Origin of the sequence: Kitasatospora sp. NBC_00315, assembly GCF_041435095.1 — a bacterium.
Lineage (GTDB): Bacteria > Actinomycetota > Actinomycetes > Streptomycetales > Streptomycetaceae > Kitasatospora.
On record NZ_CP108025.1, the window covers coordinates 83957 to 99516 of the forward strand.

13 protein-coding genes and 1 pseudogene are annotated in these 15560 nt (G+C 70.4%); 3 read left to right on the top strand and 11 right to left on the bottom strand.

Translation table 11 applies throughout. The annotated features are described in order from the left end of the window. Nucleotides 1-331: 331 nt before the first annotated feature. Nucleotides 332-775, bottom strand: coding sequence for a hypothetical protein (locus OG823_RS00400; protein ID WP_371476443.1), 444 nt, complete (start codon nucleotides 773-775; stop codon nucleotides 332-334). A gap of 165 nt (nucleotides 776-940) precedes the next feature. On the opposite strand from OG823_RS00400, the pseudogene OG823_RS00405 reads away from it, so the two are divergent. After that, nucleotides 941-1367 (top strand): annotated as a pseudogene (locus OG823_RS00405) (IS6 family transposase); the annotation flags it as partial. A gap of 288 nt (nucleotides 1368-1655) precedes the next feature. On the opposite strand, the gene OG823_RS00410 reads toward OG823_RS00405, so the two are convergent. Further along, a complete protein-coding gene (locus tag OG823_RS00410; RefSeq protein ID WP_371476445.1) occupies nucleotides 1656-1955 on the bottom strand; it encodes a DUF6342 family protein in 300 nt (99 codons plus the stop codon). Between the two features lie 479 nt (nucleotides 1956-2434). Between OG823_RS00410 and OG823_RS00415 the strand changes: the two genes are divergently transcribed. Then, complete coding sequence (locus OG823_RS00415; protein WP_371476447.1) at nucleotides 2435-2590, top strand: hypothetical protein; 156 nt, start codon at nucleotides 2435-2437, stop codon at nucleotides 2588-2590. Between the two features lie 311 nt (nucleotides 2591-2901). Here OG823_RS00415 and OG823_RS00420 read toward each other — a convergent pair whose 3' ends face one another. Continuing rightward, nucleotides 2902-4098: a hypothetical protein gene (locus OG823_RS00420; RefSeq protein ID WP_371476448.1), complete on the bottom strand. Its 1197-nt coding sequence runs from the start codon at nucleotides 4096-4098 to the stop codon at nucleotides 2902-2904. Between the two features lie 285 nt (nucleotides 4099-4383). On the opposite strand from OG823_RS00420, the gene OG823_RS00425 reads away from it, so the two are divergent. Beyond that, complete coding sequence (locus tag OG823_RS00425; protein ID WP_371476450.1) at nucleotides 4384-4551, top strand: hypothetical protein; 168 nt, start codon at nucleotides 4384-4386, stop codon at nucleotides 4549-4551. A 138-nt stretch (nucleotides 4552-4689) separates the two neighbouring features. On the opposite strand, the gene OG823_RS00430 is transcribed toward OG823_RS00425, so the two are convergent. The 8 genes from OG823_RS00430 to OG823_RS00465 all read right to left on the bottom strand — a co-directional run bounded on the left by OG823_RS00430 (nucleotide 4690) and on the right by OG823_RS00465 (nucleotide 15463). Beyond that, nucleotides 4690-6432, bottom strand: a complete 1743-nt coding sequence (locus tag OG823_RS00430; RefSeq protein WP_371476451.1) for a beta-propeller fold lactonase family protein — start codon at nucleotides 6430-6432, stop codon at nucleotides 4690-4692. A gap of 628 nt (nucleotides 6433-7060) precedes the next feature. Continuing rightward, a complete protein-coding gene (locus OG823_RS00435; protein WP_371484256.1) occupies nucleotides 7061-7465 on the bottom strand; it encodes a hypothetical protein in 405 nt (134 codons plus the stop codon). A gap of 16 nt (nucleotides 7466-7481) precedes the next feature. After that, on the bottom strand, nucleotides 7482-8282 hold the full coding sequence (locus OG823_RS00440) for a DEAD/DEAH box helicase family protein (RefSeq protein ID WP_371476452.1): 801 nt from the start codon (nucleotides 8280-8282) through the stop codon (nucleotides 7482-7484). Then, nucleotides 8222-8419: a hypothetical protein gene (locus tag OG823_RS00445; RefSeq protein ID WP_371476453.1), complete on the bottom strand. Its 198-nt coding sequence runs from the start codon at nucleotides 8417-8419 to the stop codon at nucleotides 8222-8224. The genes OG823_RS00440 and OG823_RS00445 overlap by 61 nt, the downstream gene beginning before the upstream one ends. Nucleotides 8420-8616: 197 nt before the next feature. Beyond that, nucleotides 8617-9591 carry a carbohydrate kinase gene (locus OG823_RS00450; protein WP_371476455.1) on the bottom strand — a complete coding sequence of 325 codons (975 nt, stop codon included), beginning with the start codon at nucleotides 9589-9591 and terminating at the stop codon, nucleotides 8617-8619. A 114-nt stretch (nucleotides 9592-9705) separates the two neighbouring features. Beyond that, on the bottom strand, nucleotides 9706-12186 hold the full coding sequence (locus OG823_RS00455; RefSeq protein ID WP_371476456.1) for a GH32 C-terminal domain-containing protein: 2481 nt from the start codon (nucleotides 12184-12186) through the stop codon (nucleotides 9706-9708). Between the two features lie 150 nt (nucleotides 12187-12336). Then, on the bottom strand, nucleotides 12337-14376 hold the full coding sequence (locus OG823_RS00460) for a glycoside hydrolase family 32 protein (RefSeq protein ID WP_371476457.1): 2040 nt from the start codon (nucleotides 14374-14376) through the stop codon (nucleotides 12337-12339). Nucleotides 14377-14455: 79 nt separating this feature from the next. Beyond that, nucleotides 14456-15463: a glycosyl hydrolase family 32 gene (locus OG823_RS00465; RefSeq protein WP_371476459.1), complete on the bottom strand. Its 1008-nt coding sequence runs from the start codon at nucleotides 15461-15463 to the stop codon at nucleotides 14456-14458. Between the last annotated feature and the right edge of the window lie 97 nt (nucleotides 15464-15560).

Genomic DNA, 15560 nt, shown 5'->3' on the forward strand with positions numbered 1-15560 from the left:
GGAGCGTTGCGGCTGCCGGGCTTCCTACGCCGTCAGCCGAGCCGCCGACCGGCCCGAGGTCTCGGGTTGACCGTCGTGGTCGGCGGAGCGGACCTGCCTTTTCACTACCAGCGAGTACGTTCCGCGGCTGCGGGAACGGCCGGCCCGCGAGCACGGGCTGGTCCAGGACGCGGTCGAACGTGGTTGGCCTCGTGAGGTCGAACGGCACACCGCGATCTCCGGCCGGATCTGCGAACTCCTCGAAGAACTCGGTGAGTCCACTGCCTCAGACGCGCTCGGGGATGCGTATCTCTTCTTCGAACCGGTTCATTGACGTCCCGTCGCAACGCGGTCAGGAGCCCACCGGGGTGCCGTCGGGCTTCCGCCCGACGGCCGACGCGAGGACGGCGGGGAGGTCGGCTGCTGGGACGGCGGTGCGCACCTCCGCCAGGACACGGGGGAAGTCGTCGTCATCGATGCGACCCAGGTACTCCTGGCGCAGCCGGTGGATGACCTCGACAAGCTCCGGCCGCAGCCGCATCCAGGCGCGGGACCTGCGGATCTCCTCCTCGACCCGATCCATGAACCAGCGCATGACCTGGTACGGGATGTCCAGGTGTCCACCCCGGGGGTCGAAGCACAGCATCGGCTCCCGCACCGGGTCCTCGTCGGGGACAACGGCGGTCACAAGAGCTCGTTGATCGGCGACAAGGTGCAGTTCCAGATACCAGGCGTCGTCCGGGACCGAGTACATCACGGTGATCGCGTAGTCGCCGTCGGGGTGCGGGAAGGGCATGGCCGCATGCTGCCACAGCCGTTCGGCGGCGGTTCGCCAATATCAGGTGTGGACGGTCACGCAATTCCCCCAGGCTGTCATCCCGTCGTTCCGGAGGATGCTGTCACGTTGTCGGGCGGTCTGGGATGATCTTCGGGCCATCGGTGTCCGGGAGGGGAATCGTCCGTGTCGTCCGTGCTGCCGTCGTACAGCAACCACCGATATCCGGTGGAGGTCATCTCGCATTGCGTGTGGCTGTACTTCCGCTTCCCGCTCAGCTTCCGGGAGGTGGAGGAGCTGATGCTGCAGCCTGGTGTGACCGTGTCCTACGAGACCATCCGCCGCTGGTGCCTGAAGTTCGGGCAGGCCGAACGGCCTGCGCCGGCGGCGGCCCGCGGCCCGCGACAAGTGGCACCTGGACGAGGTCTTCGTCAAGATCAACGGTGAGCGGCACTTCCTGTGGCGGGCCGTGGACCACGACGGGAACGTGCTCGACGTCCTGGTCCAGTCGAAGCGGGACGCCAAGGCCGCCAAGCGGTTCATGGCCAAACTGACGAAGAAGCAGTGCCGGGTCCCCCGGGTGCTGGTGCTGCCATCCGACACGTCATCTGGGACCACATCACCGGCGCCGCCGGCCTGCCCGCCGCGGCCTGAACCAGACCCACCAGCAGGGCCCAGACACGCCTCGACGCGACGTCACACAATCAAGCATCCGACACCGTGACAGCACCCGGACAGCCCCTCCCCGGCCGCGCACCGCCCCGCCCGTACGCAGGTACGCAGAGCCCGTTGCGCACGCCGGTGCGCAAGCCGCAGGGCCGATCGCGCAGGATCGCCGGGCCGGCCGAGCACGCGGAGGCGGCCCGCCGATCAGGTCGGCGGGCCGCCTCGCACTACAGGATCAGTAGGACAGATCGCCCTGTCCCTGGATCACACGGCCGGCGATGTAGAGGTCGCCGGCGGAGTCGAGAATGGCGATGACCTTCTTCTCGGTTCCGTGGAAGGTGCTGAAGACGATCCTGTCCCCCTCCTGGCTGGTGGAATGGTTCGTGTTCACCGAGAGCTCGATACCAAGCGGCGAGCTGATGACCACGTCCTGCTTTCCGGCATCCGAGAACTTCGGGCTGGGCCGCAGCCCGATTCGCCCGTGAGTATCGCCCTCGTCCCAGTCCGTCGCCACGCCGAGATCCACGTCAGGCATAAGGTACCCCTCGATATCCGGCGGCACCGTGCTCCCGCCGTGCGGCCGCATACTTCCGCGACAACAGGCAGAATGCACTCACCGCACCCATTTAGCGTTTCCCGGCCACGCGGAGTGCAGGCCAGGTCGAACACAATGAGTAACCTATGCCGCTGGACCGAAAGTGTCACTAGTCGGAATTGGTTCACTTATTCTTCGGCCTGATCTTGCTTGACTGCAAAGATCCTCGCGAAAGACCCACTCGCCCCACGCACATCAAAAAGCCGGTAGGAGGACGTACCCGACCAGCTACCGCCCTCGATACGGCAGTCTCGAATGGGCTAAAACTGACTGGAAATCACCATCGCGATTCCGGAGCAACTCCCGTGACAGCGACCTTTGCCCCTCCAGCACTGCATCCGGTCACCCCGCGTCCAACCCGGAGCACCGCCCGGTACTGTCAGGCGGGTCAGTCGGCGCGGACAGCCAGGGAAGAAGTGATGCGTACCCAGGACGTCGTGGTCGGCGAGACCGATATCGCGAGCACCCTGGCCAACTGCAGCTGCCGCTCGGCCAGCCATCGCGCGAAGGCCCAGTCCGCCGGGCGTTCAGCTCTGAGTCGTCTGGGGCTGTGGGCCGCCGACGGGCTTGGGTGAGCCTTCGCCTTGGCCCGGCCGGGCGGGTGCGTACGCACCCGCGTACCCGGACCGTGGCGCCTGGGCCTGCGGTCCGGACGCAGCTGGCCGCGAGCTGGAGAAGAACCGGCCGGTGAACGCCACGTTCTACGGCGTGAAGAGCGCCGAGTTCCAGGCGTAGCCGTGCGACCTGGTGGCCCGCCGCTGCCTTCCCGGGGGCGGCGGGCCACTGCTGTGACCTGCGTACGAGGCGCCGGGTGCTCATCGCGGCGACGAGGTCAGTGCCGGTCGTCCGACACTGCGGGCGGCCAGGGCGCCGGGGCCGGTTGTTGTCAGGCGGGGTCGTCCCAGGTGAGGAGGACGTAGCCGTCGCCGCCGTCTCGGCCGGCGGTACCGACCTCGCCGTTCTGGCCGTCCTTTCCGATGTTCTCGGGCAGGTACTCGCTGTGGCCGCCGCGCGCTCCGGCGCCTCCGTCGCCGCCCTGGCCCCCTGATCCGCCGTCGCCGCCCTGGCCGACGCCCTCGGGCAGCGCGATCGAGCTGTCGTTGATGGGGGAACCGCCCTCCCCGCCGTAGCCGCCGGCGCCGCCGGCGCCCGCCTGCCCGCCCACGGCGGGCGCATCGGAGTTGAACTGGGCTCCCTCGCCCCCGGGACCGCCGCCCATGCCCGAGCCCCCGGCGGTGCCCCGTCCGGCGGTGGCGGGCGGGTCCCAACGGGAGCCCTCGACCGAAGCGCCGATCTGTGCGGCACCGCCCGAGCTGGGCTCGCTGGCCACGCCGCCCTGGCCGGGCTCTCCCCCGTCGCCGCCCCGGAACATGTACTTCGGGGGGTACTGGCCGATCGGGTCGACTCCGTAGTCGCACTTGGACCCGGTGTTGCCGGAGCAGCCGCCCTGGCCGCCCTTGCCGCCGCCTGCCGCGTGGGCGCCGCCGCCTCCGCTGACGTCCAGGAGCCAGCCCTTGCTGGGGTCGGTGATGTTGGAGCCGCTCCCGATTCCGCCGTCGGCGGGGTTGTAGGCGTCGTTGCCCGCCGTGCCGGAGCCGTTCTTGCCTCCTGTGCCGCCCGTGGTGTTCGCGGTGTTGGCGCTGCCGCCCTTGCCGCCGGTCCCGACGAAGATCTTCAGCGTTTGGCCCGGCGTGACGGTGAAACGGCCGGTGGCGTAGGTGCCCCCTCCGCCGCCGGTCCCGCCCGCTCCGCCGCCGCCACCGGCTCCCCCGCCGCCACCACCGTGGCGGACACCCGCGACGATCCCGGGAGAGGTCATCGTGCCGCCCCCGCCACCGCCCGCGCCACCGGTGGCGCCCCCCGCCCCGCCACCGCCCGCACCCCAGATGTACGCGGTGATGCTGGTGACGCCCTCGGGCACCGTGAACTCGGTCCAACCCCCCGTCGTCGTGAACGGCGCCTGGCAGACACCCTGGTCACACGACACGTCAGCAGACTGCGCGGCCGCCGTCGAGGCCGGCAGCGCGGCCGTGGTCACCGCCAGCAGCGGCACGGCGAGCAGAGCTCTGAGTACGGTCTTCAAGGAACACTCCATCGCTCGGGGGTCAGTTCGCACAGACCGGGTCGCATACGACCCGACCGCAGCCCACCCAACCCTCCGAAACGGTTCCGGAGCGCCCCAACACGACCCGGTTCACCTGAACAGGCGACAGTCCGCGCCGTCCGCCCCGCCACCGGAAAGCGACCGGCTCCGGACCGCTTGACCGGAGGTCTGGCGACGCACGGCCACCGACGGCCGCGAACGCACGGGGCGCGCTCAGTCCTCGGATCCGTCGGCCGGCCTGGCAAGGGCGCCCGACCCCAGCCGGTGGCAACCGCCCGGCGCGGCCTCGGGCACAGCGACATCCTCAAGGACCGGCTCCAGGAACGGGGCCCTCTCGACGGCGAGCAGCCGGGCCTGCCCGTCGCCCTGGACAGGGGTATCAGTGGCGGGTTCGGAGAACGGGCGGTACAGCAGGCGACGGTGTTCGGCTGACCCTTCTCCCCGAACTTTGATCAGTCTCATCGAAGTATGAAGGGTGGGGCCGATCGCCGAGCCGAGGGCGACCTGCCCTTGTACAGGTGGCAGTGCCCGGCGGGCGGGGCTGGCGCCTGCCCGCCGGGTGGTACCGGGTCAGCCCGAGCAGGTGGCCAGGAGGATGCTGACGACGGTGCAGGTGGCGGTGTCGCTGTCGTTGCCGGCGTCGGGGTCGGCCGGTGCCGAGGCGGTGCGGGTGCCGGTGACGTGGGCGACGCCGAGAGAGAGCAGGTGCAGCGGGATCTGGAACGTCTTGCTCACGGCGGCTCCGTTGGCGAGCGCGCCGTAGGTGCAAGTCACGGTGCCCGCCGTGGTGGTGCATCCGGCGGGGAGGTTGGTGGCGGTGGCGCCGGGCGGCAGGGTGGCCGTCACGGTCGCGGAGGTGAGCGGCGCGGGGCCGGTGTTGCGGGCGGTGAGGGTGTAGGTGAGGTAGGGCACCAGGATGCCCAGGTGCGGCTGCGCGGTGACGTCGACGGCGACGTCGGAGGCCGGCGGGGTGTTGACGGTGGTGGACTGGGCCGCGGTGTTGTTCGCGGAGGCCGGGTCCGCCTCGGTGGCGGCAGCAGTGGCGGTCGCAGTCACCGTGCCGGTCGCGCCCGTGGTCACGGTGACCGTGACGGTGGCCGAGGCGCCGTTGGGCAGGGCACCGAGGGTGCAGGTGACGGCCGGTGCGGTGATGGTGCAGGTGCCCTGGGAGGCGGTGGCCGAGGCGATGGTGTGTGCTGCGCCGGACAGGGTGAGCGTGGCGGTGGTATCGGTGGCGTTGCTCTGGCCCCGGTTGGTGACGGTGGTGGTGTAGGTGAGCGGGTCGCCCTGGCTGACGGGATCAGCGGAGTCGGTGACGGCCACCGTCAGGTCTGCGGTCGGTGCGGCCGCTGCTCCGTGGCCGAAGGCGATGGCGTACGGGAAGGAGCCCAGCGGGAAGGTCGCGGTGACGGTGTTGGTGGCGGTGCTGATCACCGACACCGTCCCGGCGTAGCCGTTGGGGACGTAGAGGTGGGAGCCGTCGGGGGTGGACGCGGACTCGAACGGGCCGTTGCCGACGCCGACGGTCGCGGTGACCGTGTTGGTGGCGGTGTCGATCACCGACACCGAGGACGAGCTGTTGTTGCTGACGTAGACGCGGGACCCGTCCGGGGACAGCGAGAGGCCGAACGGGCCGATGCCGACCGCCACCGTGGCGGCCACGGTGTTGGTGGCGGTGTCGATCACCGACACCGACGCGCCGTTCTGGTTGCCCACGTAGGCACGGGTGCCGTCCGGGGTGAGCGCGATGCCGTTCGGCTTGGCGCCGACGCCCACCGTGGCGGTGACGGTCTTGGTGGCGGTGTCGATCACCGACACCGTGTTGCCGTTGTTGTTGGACACGTAGGCGCGGGAGCCGTCCGGGGTGAGCGCGATGCCGAACGGTCCGCTGCCGACCGCGACCGTCGCGGTCACCGTGGCGGTCGCGGTGTCGACGACGGAGATGCTGTTCGCACCGAAGTTCGCGGTGTACAGGGTGCTGCCGGTCGGGGACAGCGCGAGCTTGACGGGGCTGGAGCCGACCGCGACGGTGGCGGCCACCGTGTTGGTGGCGGCGTCGATCACCGACACCGACCCGGAGTCGCTGTTGGCGGTGTAGACGTGCGCCAGGTCCGGGGAGACCGTGACCCCGGTCGGGCTGCTGCCCACAGGGATGGTGGCGACCGTCGTGTTGGTGGCGGTGTCGAGCACCCTGACCGCGTTGTCCATGAGGTCGGCGACGTACGCCACCGGCGCGGGCGCGAGCGCGAGCGCCTGCGCGCTCGGAGCGGCCACGGCGGCCAGTCCGGTCACGACCAGGGCAGCGGACGCCACCAGCGCGGTGACCCGCCGACGCCACCCGCGGGGCGACGGGCGTAAAGCAGAACGCGAGGACATGGGATGCCTCTCCATCTCGGTGTCCGCCCGCGCCGGCTCCCCAACGGCAGATGAGCGTGGCCGCCATCGGTGGCCCTGGTCACCGCCACCGCAAGAGGCCCGCGACGATCCGAACATCCCAACTGACCGACGGGAAAGCCCCGCCACCAACGAGCATGCTGGCCGCGATCACCGCCCGGGGCCCGAACATCACATCCCGGCGCCCACGCCACCGGCAACGACCGAAAACCGCCGTGAGGCCGCTCGGAAACCACCAGACCACCGCCCGCCCGATTCATCGCGGGACCGGCCAGGAACCGCCGCCCTCCCCAAAAGCTCCAAGCAGCTCCGTTCGGCCCTTCTGAACCCTGTGGTCAAACCTCGATGAGACAAACCCTCGCCGCTCAAACGTCGGTGGGGCGGGTCAGCAGCCCACCGCGAGGCCGTGCCCCAACCCTGGCCCAGCCCCCAGTCGAAAACACTCCCACCTGGGATATGGCCTGAGACCGTCCCGGCAAAACCAGGCAAACCGGGCGGGCTGGGACAGCCCGGGGCAAGCCGGCCGCCGCCCGCCAGGCGCAGCGGTTCAGGCGGTGGCGATGTCGGCGAGGGCGGCTTGTAGACGGCGGATGGCGTCTTCGGCTTCGGCGTACTGGGCCGGGGTGGCGAGGACGGCGCCGAAGCTGCGGCCGAGGTCGGCGGGCAGGGCACGCCAGTGCAGGACGGGGGTCAGAGCGGTACTGGCTGCGGCCAGCAGCCAGGCCAGGGGTCCGTGGATGCGGGAGGTGGCGATGGCGAGGACGGCGAGGGCCTCACGCAGGTCCTCCAACCGGTCCACCTGCGCCTGCTGAGCCTGGGCGGGGCCGACGGCGGCGGCCAGGTCGGCCGCGACCTGCGCAGCCAGGGCACGATCGGCACCGGTGGGCTCCCACACCTTCTCCCGCCGCTGCCGCCCGGCCTCCTCGGCCAAGCCCTCGATGATCGTCTTCATCTCCACGCCGCTCACCCTAACCACCAGCGACGGGACCGGAGCCAGCGGGCCGCCTCCGGGCCAGCGGCAGGACGGCGGCGGAGCGGGGAGCGGGCGGCCTCCCGGAGAGGCACCGCCGTTGCCCTGTCACCAGGGACTGTCGCACCCCGGCCAGCACGGGGGAACCGGGTCTTGCCCCGGCGCAGCTCCAGGTCCGCGACGGCGCGAAGCACCGCGATCTGCAGGGCCAGGCGCAGCAGTTCCCCGTTCGACCTCTGGGACCGCAGGTCGGCAACGGTGGGGAGGCTGAGGAGTTCGCGCAGCTCTTCGTCGGTGACGACGTGCACCAGCACGCGGTAGTCGGCGAGGTAGCCGTGCTCGATGCCCTGTCCGAGGGTCCAGGTGAAGACGCTCTCGCCGTAGTGCGGGTGTCCGTCATGGAGCAGAGCGCGGGCAGCTCCTGGCCGTCGCCGCCCGCGGTGCGGTCGGCCAGGCCCGGCTTCGCCTTCGAGTCGTCGACGATCTTCGGGGTCGCGCTGAAGTACAACCGGCGCAGCGCGGGGACCTTGTCGTCGGAGTGGATCGCCGCCCACGCCTTACCTTCGGATCCTGCCGTCCGGTGGGCCTCGTCGATGATCACGGCGTCCCAGGCCGGGAGGCCGCACTCCTTGTGCGCCTTCACGATGCGCTCGAGGGAGGCGTAGGTGGCGTAGACGGTGACCGGCTCACCCTCCTTCTCCGAAGCGACCAGGCCGGCGATCCGGGCGGCCTGCGTGGTCACCTGGGCGTGGACGCGGCCGCCGGCCTCCCGCTCTCCAGCGCCTCCGCCCGCGAGCACGCCGCCGCCGCAGGGCCCCGACGCCCGCCCTTGAGCGACCAGGCGCCGGCGGTCTGCTCCAGCAGCTCGATCGTCGGCACCAGCACCAGCACCAGCACCAGCACCCGGCCCTTCGCCGCCAGGCGGCCGGACCGCAAGTCGGCACAGCGAGGGCACTGGACAACAACGACGGTGGCGGAGGGACAGCCCAGCGACGACCGGGCCGACGCGCCGACCCCGCCGGATCAGCCAGGCACGGCCGGGCACGCGGGCCGGCCGGCGGACAGCCCAGGAAGAACGGGTGGAAAATGATCGGCGGCAGCGGAGGGGCGCCCGACACCTTGAGCTCACACTGTCATCTCCCTGGAGCCGGGATCGGGGTGGCGGGTATGGCCTCCTCGCCCGAGCCGGCGGCAAGTTCATGGGCCGTCGGGGGGTTCGCCCCGGCTCTGGAGACTGTTAGCGACGCAGCCGTTCCGGCGTGGCGTAGCACGGAGGTCATGTCCGGCGCGGTCAGCGAGGCGATCGCGTCACGGCTGGGCGCCAGGGTCTGCAGGGTGTGCAGTGTTGCGGACATGAAGGCGTCACCCGCGCCGACGGTATCGACGACTGTGGTCCGACGCGCCGGGACGAGGACTGTGTGGGAGGCGGAATAGGCTGTCGCCCCCGCGCTTCCCCGAGTGATCAGCACCAAGCACGCTCCGAGCGAAAGCCAGCGGGCCGCCACGGTGATTTCCGGCTCGTCTGGGTAGAGCCAGGCAATGTCCTCGTCGCTGGCCTTGACCACGTCTGAGAGGGCCACGCACCGCTCCACTTGCGGCAGCGCCTCTCGGCTCTCGCCCATGAGGGCGGGCCGGATGTTGGGGTCGTAGCTGATGGTTGCGCGCTGCCGCAGAGCCTGGACGAGTGCGAGGGTCGACTCGGCGCCGGGAGCGGCGACGGCCGCAATGGAGCCGAAGTGGACGTGCCCCGGGGGCACGGCGAGGTCCGTCGAGGCGGGGGCGCTCAGCGTCCACGCGATGTTGAAGGTGTAGGAGGCCTTGCCGTCCCGGTCCAGGTCGACCCTGGCGGAAGGTGTGCGGACGGCGCCGCGCTGGCCGTCGGTGAGCAGCCGCACACCGGCATGGTCGAGGTGGTCCCGGATCAGCGCCCCGTAGGGGTCGTTGCCGAGTTGGGTGAGCAGCGCGACCGGGCGGCCCAGGCGGGCGAGCCCGTGGGCGACGTTGGCCGGGCTGCCGCCTGGGTGGGCGACATCGGGGCGGCCCGCTGCGCGGACGATGTCCGCGACGGACTCCCCTATGACCAGGATCTCGGCGGGGGGCGGGTTCACGAGGTTCGGACTCCCGTCGGGGGGGCGGTGGGGCGTGGCGGTGGGGCGGTGGAGAGCGCTCGGGCCGCGGCCCGGCACGGTGCTGCTGGAGCTGTGCCGGGCCGCGGGGTCTGGTCACTTCCAGATCGATTTGAGTTGCCACGCCTTGAGGGTGTCGAGGGTGGCTGTGCCGTTGTCGGCGAAGGCGCTGACGCCGGTGCTGGTGGTGTCCGGGAAGATCTGGTCGGTGAGGGTGACTTGGCCCTGGTCGGCGAAGACCTCGACGGAGGAGGCGTCGACGAGGATGTGGAGGGTCACCGCTCCGTGGTCGAGGGCCAGGGGGGCGGTCTTCACGTTGGGGAAGGCTGGACTGAAGGCGGTGGCGCCGGAGTGGGTGCGGTCGAGGTAGAGCTTCCCGGTGTGGGTGTCGTAGCCGATCTGGGTGTACTGCTGTCCGGCTCGGGTGCGGATGTTGAGTCCGAACTTGCCGGCGGTGCCGGCGGTGAGGTGCGCCGTGAGCTCGAGGGTCTTGCCGTTGACGTTCAGTGGTGTGGTCGTGTTGGAGACGGTCAGGTTCTTGGCGCTGAAGGTGGGTCCGGTGCGGAGTGCGTTGAGGCTGTCCACAGGTTTCTGCACGAGCTGCACTCGCCCGTCGATGGTGCGCAGGGAGAGCGTGCGGGGGAAGGTTTCGGCGCCCTTCCAAGGGGTTGTGGGGGTTTGGTTGGCGTAGTCCCAGTTGTTCATCCAGGCGATGCCGACGCGCTGGCCGCTGGGGGTGTCGTTCCAGGTGTTGGCCGCGTAGAAGTCGGCGCCGTAGTCGACCCAGTGGGCGCGTTGGTTGGCGTCCAGTGCGGGTGCGTTGCTGAGGCTGAAGTCGTCGGCCAGGATGTGTCCCCAGCCCCCGTTGCTGTGGTCGACGATCTGGATCTGGGCCTGCTTGCCGACCAGGTCGCTCATGTCCCAGGAGGTCCAGTCCAGGTTCTCGCTGTTCGCGCCGGTGGCGGAGCGGACGACCTGGCCGTCGACGATGAGGTTCACGGAGGTCTGGGTGTCCCAGGGCTTGGCCGGGGCGTCGGCGAAGAGGATGTCGCCCACCATGAGGTGTCCCCAGCCGGTGGATCCGTTGCTCTCGTCGACGATCTGGATCTGGGCCTGCTGGCCCCGGTACTGGTTCACGTCCCAGTTCGTCCAGGTGAGGTTCGGGCTGTTGTCGCCCGTTGCGGTGGCAACGACCTTGCCCCCGATGATCAGGTTGGCTGCGGTCGGTCCGGCCTGTCCCCAGGGGTGGTTGCCGCCGGCGATCTGGAGGTCGATGTAGGGGCTGTTGACCGTGAAGGTCGGGGAGGTGATGGCTCCGGTGCCTGGATCGCCGTCGGGGGCGAAGGTGTCGAGTGCATTGGGGCTGATCTGGCCCGGCAGGCTCTCGCTGGAGGGGCCGGAGTTGGCGAACGATCCCGTGCTGGTCCATCCGGTGCCGTAGGTGGCGCCGGAGAAGTCCTCGAAGACGGTTCCGGGAGGCAGGGTGCCGTAGGTCACGGTGTCGGGGGTGTAGGGGTTGTGGCCGCCGCCGACGAGGAAGTTCAGGTGGGGCTTGGTGACCGTGAAGGCGGGCGAGGTGAGCGTGCCGGTGGAGGTGTCGCCGCCGTGGTAGCTGTTGGCGAGGTAGGTGCCGGAATTTCCGGTGACGGGCTGCTGGTCGGGGAGGGCGCCGGTTGCGGGTGCGGTGCCGAAGGCGGTGCCGGTGGTGGTCCAGTTCCCGTAGCTGCCGGACTCGTAGCCGTCCAGGGGGTCGCCGGGGGGCGGGTTGTAGGTGGCCGAGTCGTCGGAGGTGAAGTTCGTGCCGTCGAATTCTCCGGTGGTGTACTGCACGCCGGTGCTGCCGACGCTCACGCTCAGGACCCACTTCGTGTTGTGTGGGTTACCGTCGACGGGCAGCTGGTAGAAGTCGGGCATCTCCCAGACTCCGCTGGTGGAGCCTGCGGGTCCGAAATCGCTCAGGTGGGTCCACTGCTTGAGGTCCGGTGAGCGGTAGAAGGAGACTTTGTGCTGGTCGGACAGGGTGATGACCATGAGCCAGCTGTGCGTGGGTGCGTACCAGAACACCTTGGGGTCGCGGAAGTTCTGGGAGTGGAGGTCCAGAACGGGGTTTGCGGCGTAGCGGGTCCAGGTCCGGCCGTTGTCGGTGCTGTAGGCGAGGGACTGCGTCTGGTCCCCGTTGGCCATCTGGCTGGTGTAGTAGGCGACCATGGGCGGGTGTCCGGGGGTGCCGAACCCGCTGGTGTTGTCCTTGTCCACGACGGCGCTTCCGGAGTAGAAGGCGCTGCTGCCGGGGTCGGGCTGCGGGCCCGTCACGGGGATGTTCTGCCAGTGGACCAGGTCCGAGCTGACTGCACCCTGCCAGGTCCCGTAGCTGTACAGGTAGTAGCGCCCGTCGCGGTAGACGAGGCCGTTCGGGTCTCCTATCCAGTTGTCGGGGAGGGTGTAGTGGATCTGCGGCCGGTAGGGCTCGTTGTAGGCGGTCGCTGCCGGGCTGCCGGCTGCGGTGAGCGCGGGGAGCGCCACTGCGGCAGTCAGTGCGACGGCCAGCATGCGGCGGCGCCGACGGGGTTGGTGCATGAAAGGCCTCCTGCTGTGACGGGGGAGCGCTTCGTCGGGTGATGCGGGATCTGGTGAGAGTCCTTCGGCGGGCTTGGGTTTCGTGGTGTGGGGAGGGTGGGGCGGGGTTTCCCGCAGGCTGGGTCCCCCCGCCCGTGGATCGGCCGGTGCTCAGTCGCTGAGGACGAACTGGTCGGTGATGAGGTGTCCCCAGTTCCCGGTGGCGTCGTCGAGGATCTGGATCTGTGCGGTCTGTCCCTGCAGGGTGGAGAGGTCCCAGCTGACCGGTCTGAGCACGCCTGTGTCGTTGCCGGTCGCGGTGCGCACGGGCTGTCCGTTGACGAGCAGGTTGACGCTGGTGGCGCCGGGCTGACCGAGGGGGTGGTTGCCACCGGCGATCAGGAAGTGCAGGGAGTTGCGGTCGATGGTGAAGCCGGCGGAGGTGATGGTGCCGGTGGCGGCGTCGGCGCCCGCGAAGGTGTCCAGGACCTGCTTGCCGACTGAGCCGGTCAGGATCTCGGCGCTCGGTGCTGTTCCGGCGAAACTGCCGGTGGTGGTCCAGCCGGCTCCGTAGGAGGTGCCTTCGAAGTCGGCAAGCGGTTTGGCCGGTCGCTGGGCGACGTTGGCGAATTCGGTGATCGTCAGGTTGGTGAAGGTCGCGGCGCCGCCGCTGGCGAAGAGGTTGATGCCGCCGTCGGCCGGGTTGGCGAAGACCTCGCTCGAGTGCACGTAGCGGCCGTCGTCGAGGAAGTACTCGATGGTGGTGCGGTCGACGAGGATCTTCAGGTGGGCGGACGTCTTGGTGCGGTCCCAGGGCGCGTGGCTCTCCTGGTGCTGCCCTGTGGTGTCCGGGCTGCCGGTCTGGGCCCGGTTCAGGTAGCTGTAGTCGTGGTAGATCCCGGCGTCGGCGTGTCGGGTGCCGTCCGCGGAGACGCGCAGTTGCACGCCGACGTTGTCGAGTGAGGTCCAGCTGACGTCGGCGTCCAGTTGGTAGGCGTTGCCGTGGTAGCTCAGGGGGGTGGAGCCGTTCACGGTGACGGTGCCGAGACTGGTGGTCCGGGTTGCGTGGGAGGCGAGGGCCGCAACGGGCTGCGAGGCCAGCGCGTAGCCGTCCGGGTAGTGCTTGAGGCTGATCTGGCGGGTGATCGAGTCGGTGCCGTTGAAGCCGTCGTTCGTCCAGGTGGGAGTGGTGTGGGGGTAGGCCCAGTTGTTCATCCAGGCCATCGCGAAGCGGTGGTCGAGCGGGGCGGCCGGGTCTTCCCAGGTGACGCCGCCGTACCAGTCGAACCCGTGGTCGAGCCAGCGCGGTGCGGTGCTGTCGGGGATGAAGGTGGTGCCATTGAAGGTGCCGGTCCAGTACGCGTAGGTGTTGGGGGCACCGGTCAGGTAGCCGTTGGCGCTCATGCCCAGTACCCAGTGCAGCGTGCCGTCGTCGGCGCGCAGCTGGAAGAGGTCGGGGCATTCCAGGGAGCCGAGGCCGGTGTGGACGGAGTCCGAGGCCCAGGTCCAGTTCTTCAGGTCGGGGGAGGTGAAGAAACCGATCCGGTCGCCCTCGGTGGCGAGCAGCACCCAGCGCTGGCGCCCGGCGTCCCAGAGCACTTTGGGGTCGCGGAAGTCGGCGCGGCCGGCGTTGGGGATGACGGGTGTGTCGCCGTAGGGGCGGAAGTTGCGGCCGCCGTCCGTGGAGAACCACAGGAATTGGGCCTGGGGGCCGGAGCCGTTGGCGATCTGGCCGGCGGTCGGGTGGTCCATCTGGGTGACCAGCATGACGATCGCACCGGCGCCGAAGCCGGCCGTGTTGTTCGTGTCCACGACAGTGGACCCGGACCAGAGGTCGTAGTTGGCGTTGGTCTTCTTCGGGGCGGCGATGCCTTGGTCCTGGAAGACCACGTTGTCGGTGGTGGTCGCCATGCGCCAGGCGGTGCCGACCGTCTGGTCGTAGTCGGCGTTGTAGAGGTAGTAGTACTGGAAGGCCCCGTTGACGTAGATGGGCCGCTGCGGGTCGTTCTTCCAGTGGTCGGGGACGGTGAAGTGGTAGACGTCCCGGTAGGTGTCGGCGGCCCGGGCCTTCGGCGGGGCGGTGGGGCCGAGGACCGTCGCGGCGAGCGCGAGGAGAACGACCAGGCCGAGCCGCAGGGCGGTTCTGGGGTTTCTGCGTCTGTACGCCTGTGGGGCGGGGGTGTGGGGGTGGTGCGAAGAGCGGGAGAACACGTCGGCCTCCTGGCCTTCTCGATGGGTGGCGGGAGCCCGCCGGGGCCCTGTCCCGGGGCCCCGGCGAAGAGTGTGGGTGTCAGGCGCCGGTGGCCACGGGGGTGCAGTCGGCGCTCAGGACACCGGTCGGCGTGGGGGCGTCGACGGTCAGTCGGCGGCCGTCCCAGGCCACCGGCATGGGGTCGCTGATGCTGCCGACGAAGGCGCCGTCAGGGCCGGTGTGGTGGAAGGCCATCAGGATCCAGCGTTCGTCGGCGCGGCGGCGGATCAGCTTGCCGCTGTAGAAGCGGTCGTCGGTCACCTGCTCGGCGGCGTCGATGTCGTAGGGACCGAGCAGGCTCTGCGCCGGAGCGGCCCAGATGCCGCCGCGGGTGCCGGTGGCGCGGCGCTGCTGCGAGGCGTGCTCGGCCAGGCAGGAGAAGAGCAGCACCGCCTGGCCGTCCACGATCTCGGTCTGCGTCACCTCCAGCTGCCCGAAGCCCCGGACAGCGGGGGCCGAGAGGGGTGGGCGGACCTCCCAGTGACGCAGGTCGGTGGAGACCGCGTGGCCCACGACGCCGCGCTCGAAGGCCGGCCCGTGGGTGGCCCGGGCGGTGATCAGCATGTGCCAGCTGCGGCCGGCCGGGTCGGGGAAGACCCACGGGTCGCGGAAGGCTTCGTCGTGCCACTGTCCCTGCTGCAGCGTCTCGTACCAGCGCGGGTCGGCGCCGAGGGGAGGGGTGTCGGACTTGTGCCAGGTCATCAGGTCGGGGCTGGTGGCGTAGCCGATGCGCTGGATGTTCTTGCCCTCGGGCGCGCGGGTGGAACCGGTGTAGAAGAGGAACCAGGTGCCGTCCGGGTGGCGGACCACGGAGCCGGTCCAGGTGGCGAGGTCGTCGAAGGCGGGGACGTCCGCGCGGACCAGTGCGTCCTGGACGCGGGTCCAGTGCGTGAGGTCGGCCGAGACGGCGTGGCCGATCGAGGCTCGGTAGTGCCGGGCCTCGGGGTCGTGGAGGGCGCGGGAGGCGTAGAGGAAGAACAGGTGGTACTGCTCCCCGTCGTCGGCGAACCAGAAGTCCCAGACCCAGGAGTCGGGCAGAGCGAACATGGAGGCAGGGGCCTTTCGGGGCATGCCTGTGCAGCCGTGCCGGCCGCGCCGAGGCGCGGCCCGGACGCGGGCGGTACAGGCGGTCGTGGGAGGAGGG

Coding starts and splice junctions, on each gene's coding strand:
- OG823_RS00400 (WP_371476443.1), bottom strand. CDS start 775: ATGCCCTTCCCGCACCCCGACGGCGACTACGCGATCACCGTGATGTAC.
- OG823_RS00410 (WP_371476445.1), bottom strand. CDS start 1,955: ATGCCTGACGTGGATCTCGGCGTGGCGACGGACTGGGACGAGGGCGAT.
- OG823_RS00415 (WP_371476447.1), top strand. CDS start 2,435: ATGCGTACCCAGGACGTCGTGGTCGGCGAGACCGATATCGCGAGCACC.
- OG823_RS00435 (WP_371484256.1), bottom strand. CDS start 7,465: ATGAAGACGATCATCGAGGGCTTGGCCGAGGAGGCCGGGCGGCAGCGG.
- OG823_RS00455 (WP_371476456.1), bottom strand. CDS start 12,186: ATGCACCAACCCCGTCGGCGCCGCCGCATGCTGGCCGTCGCACTGACT.
- OG823_RS00465 (WP_371476459.1), bottom strand. CDS start 15,463: ATGTTCGCTCTGCCCGACTCCTGGGTCTGGGACTTCTGGTTCGCCGAC.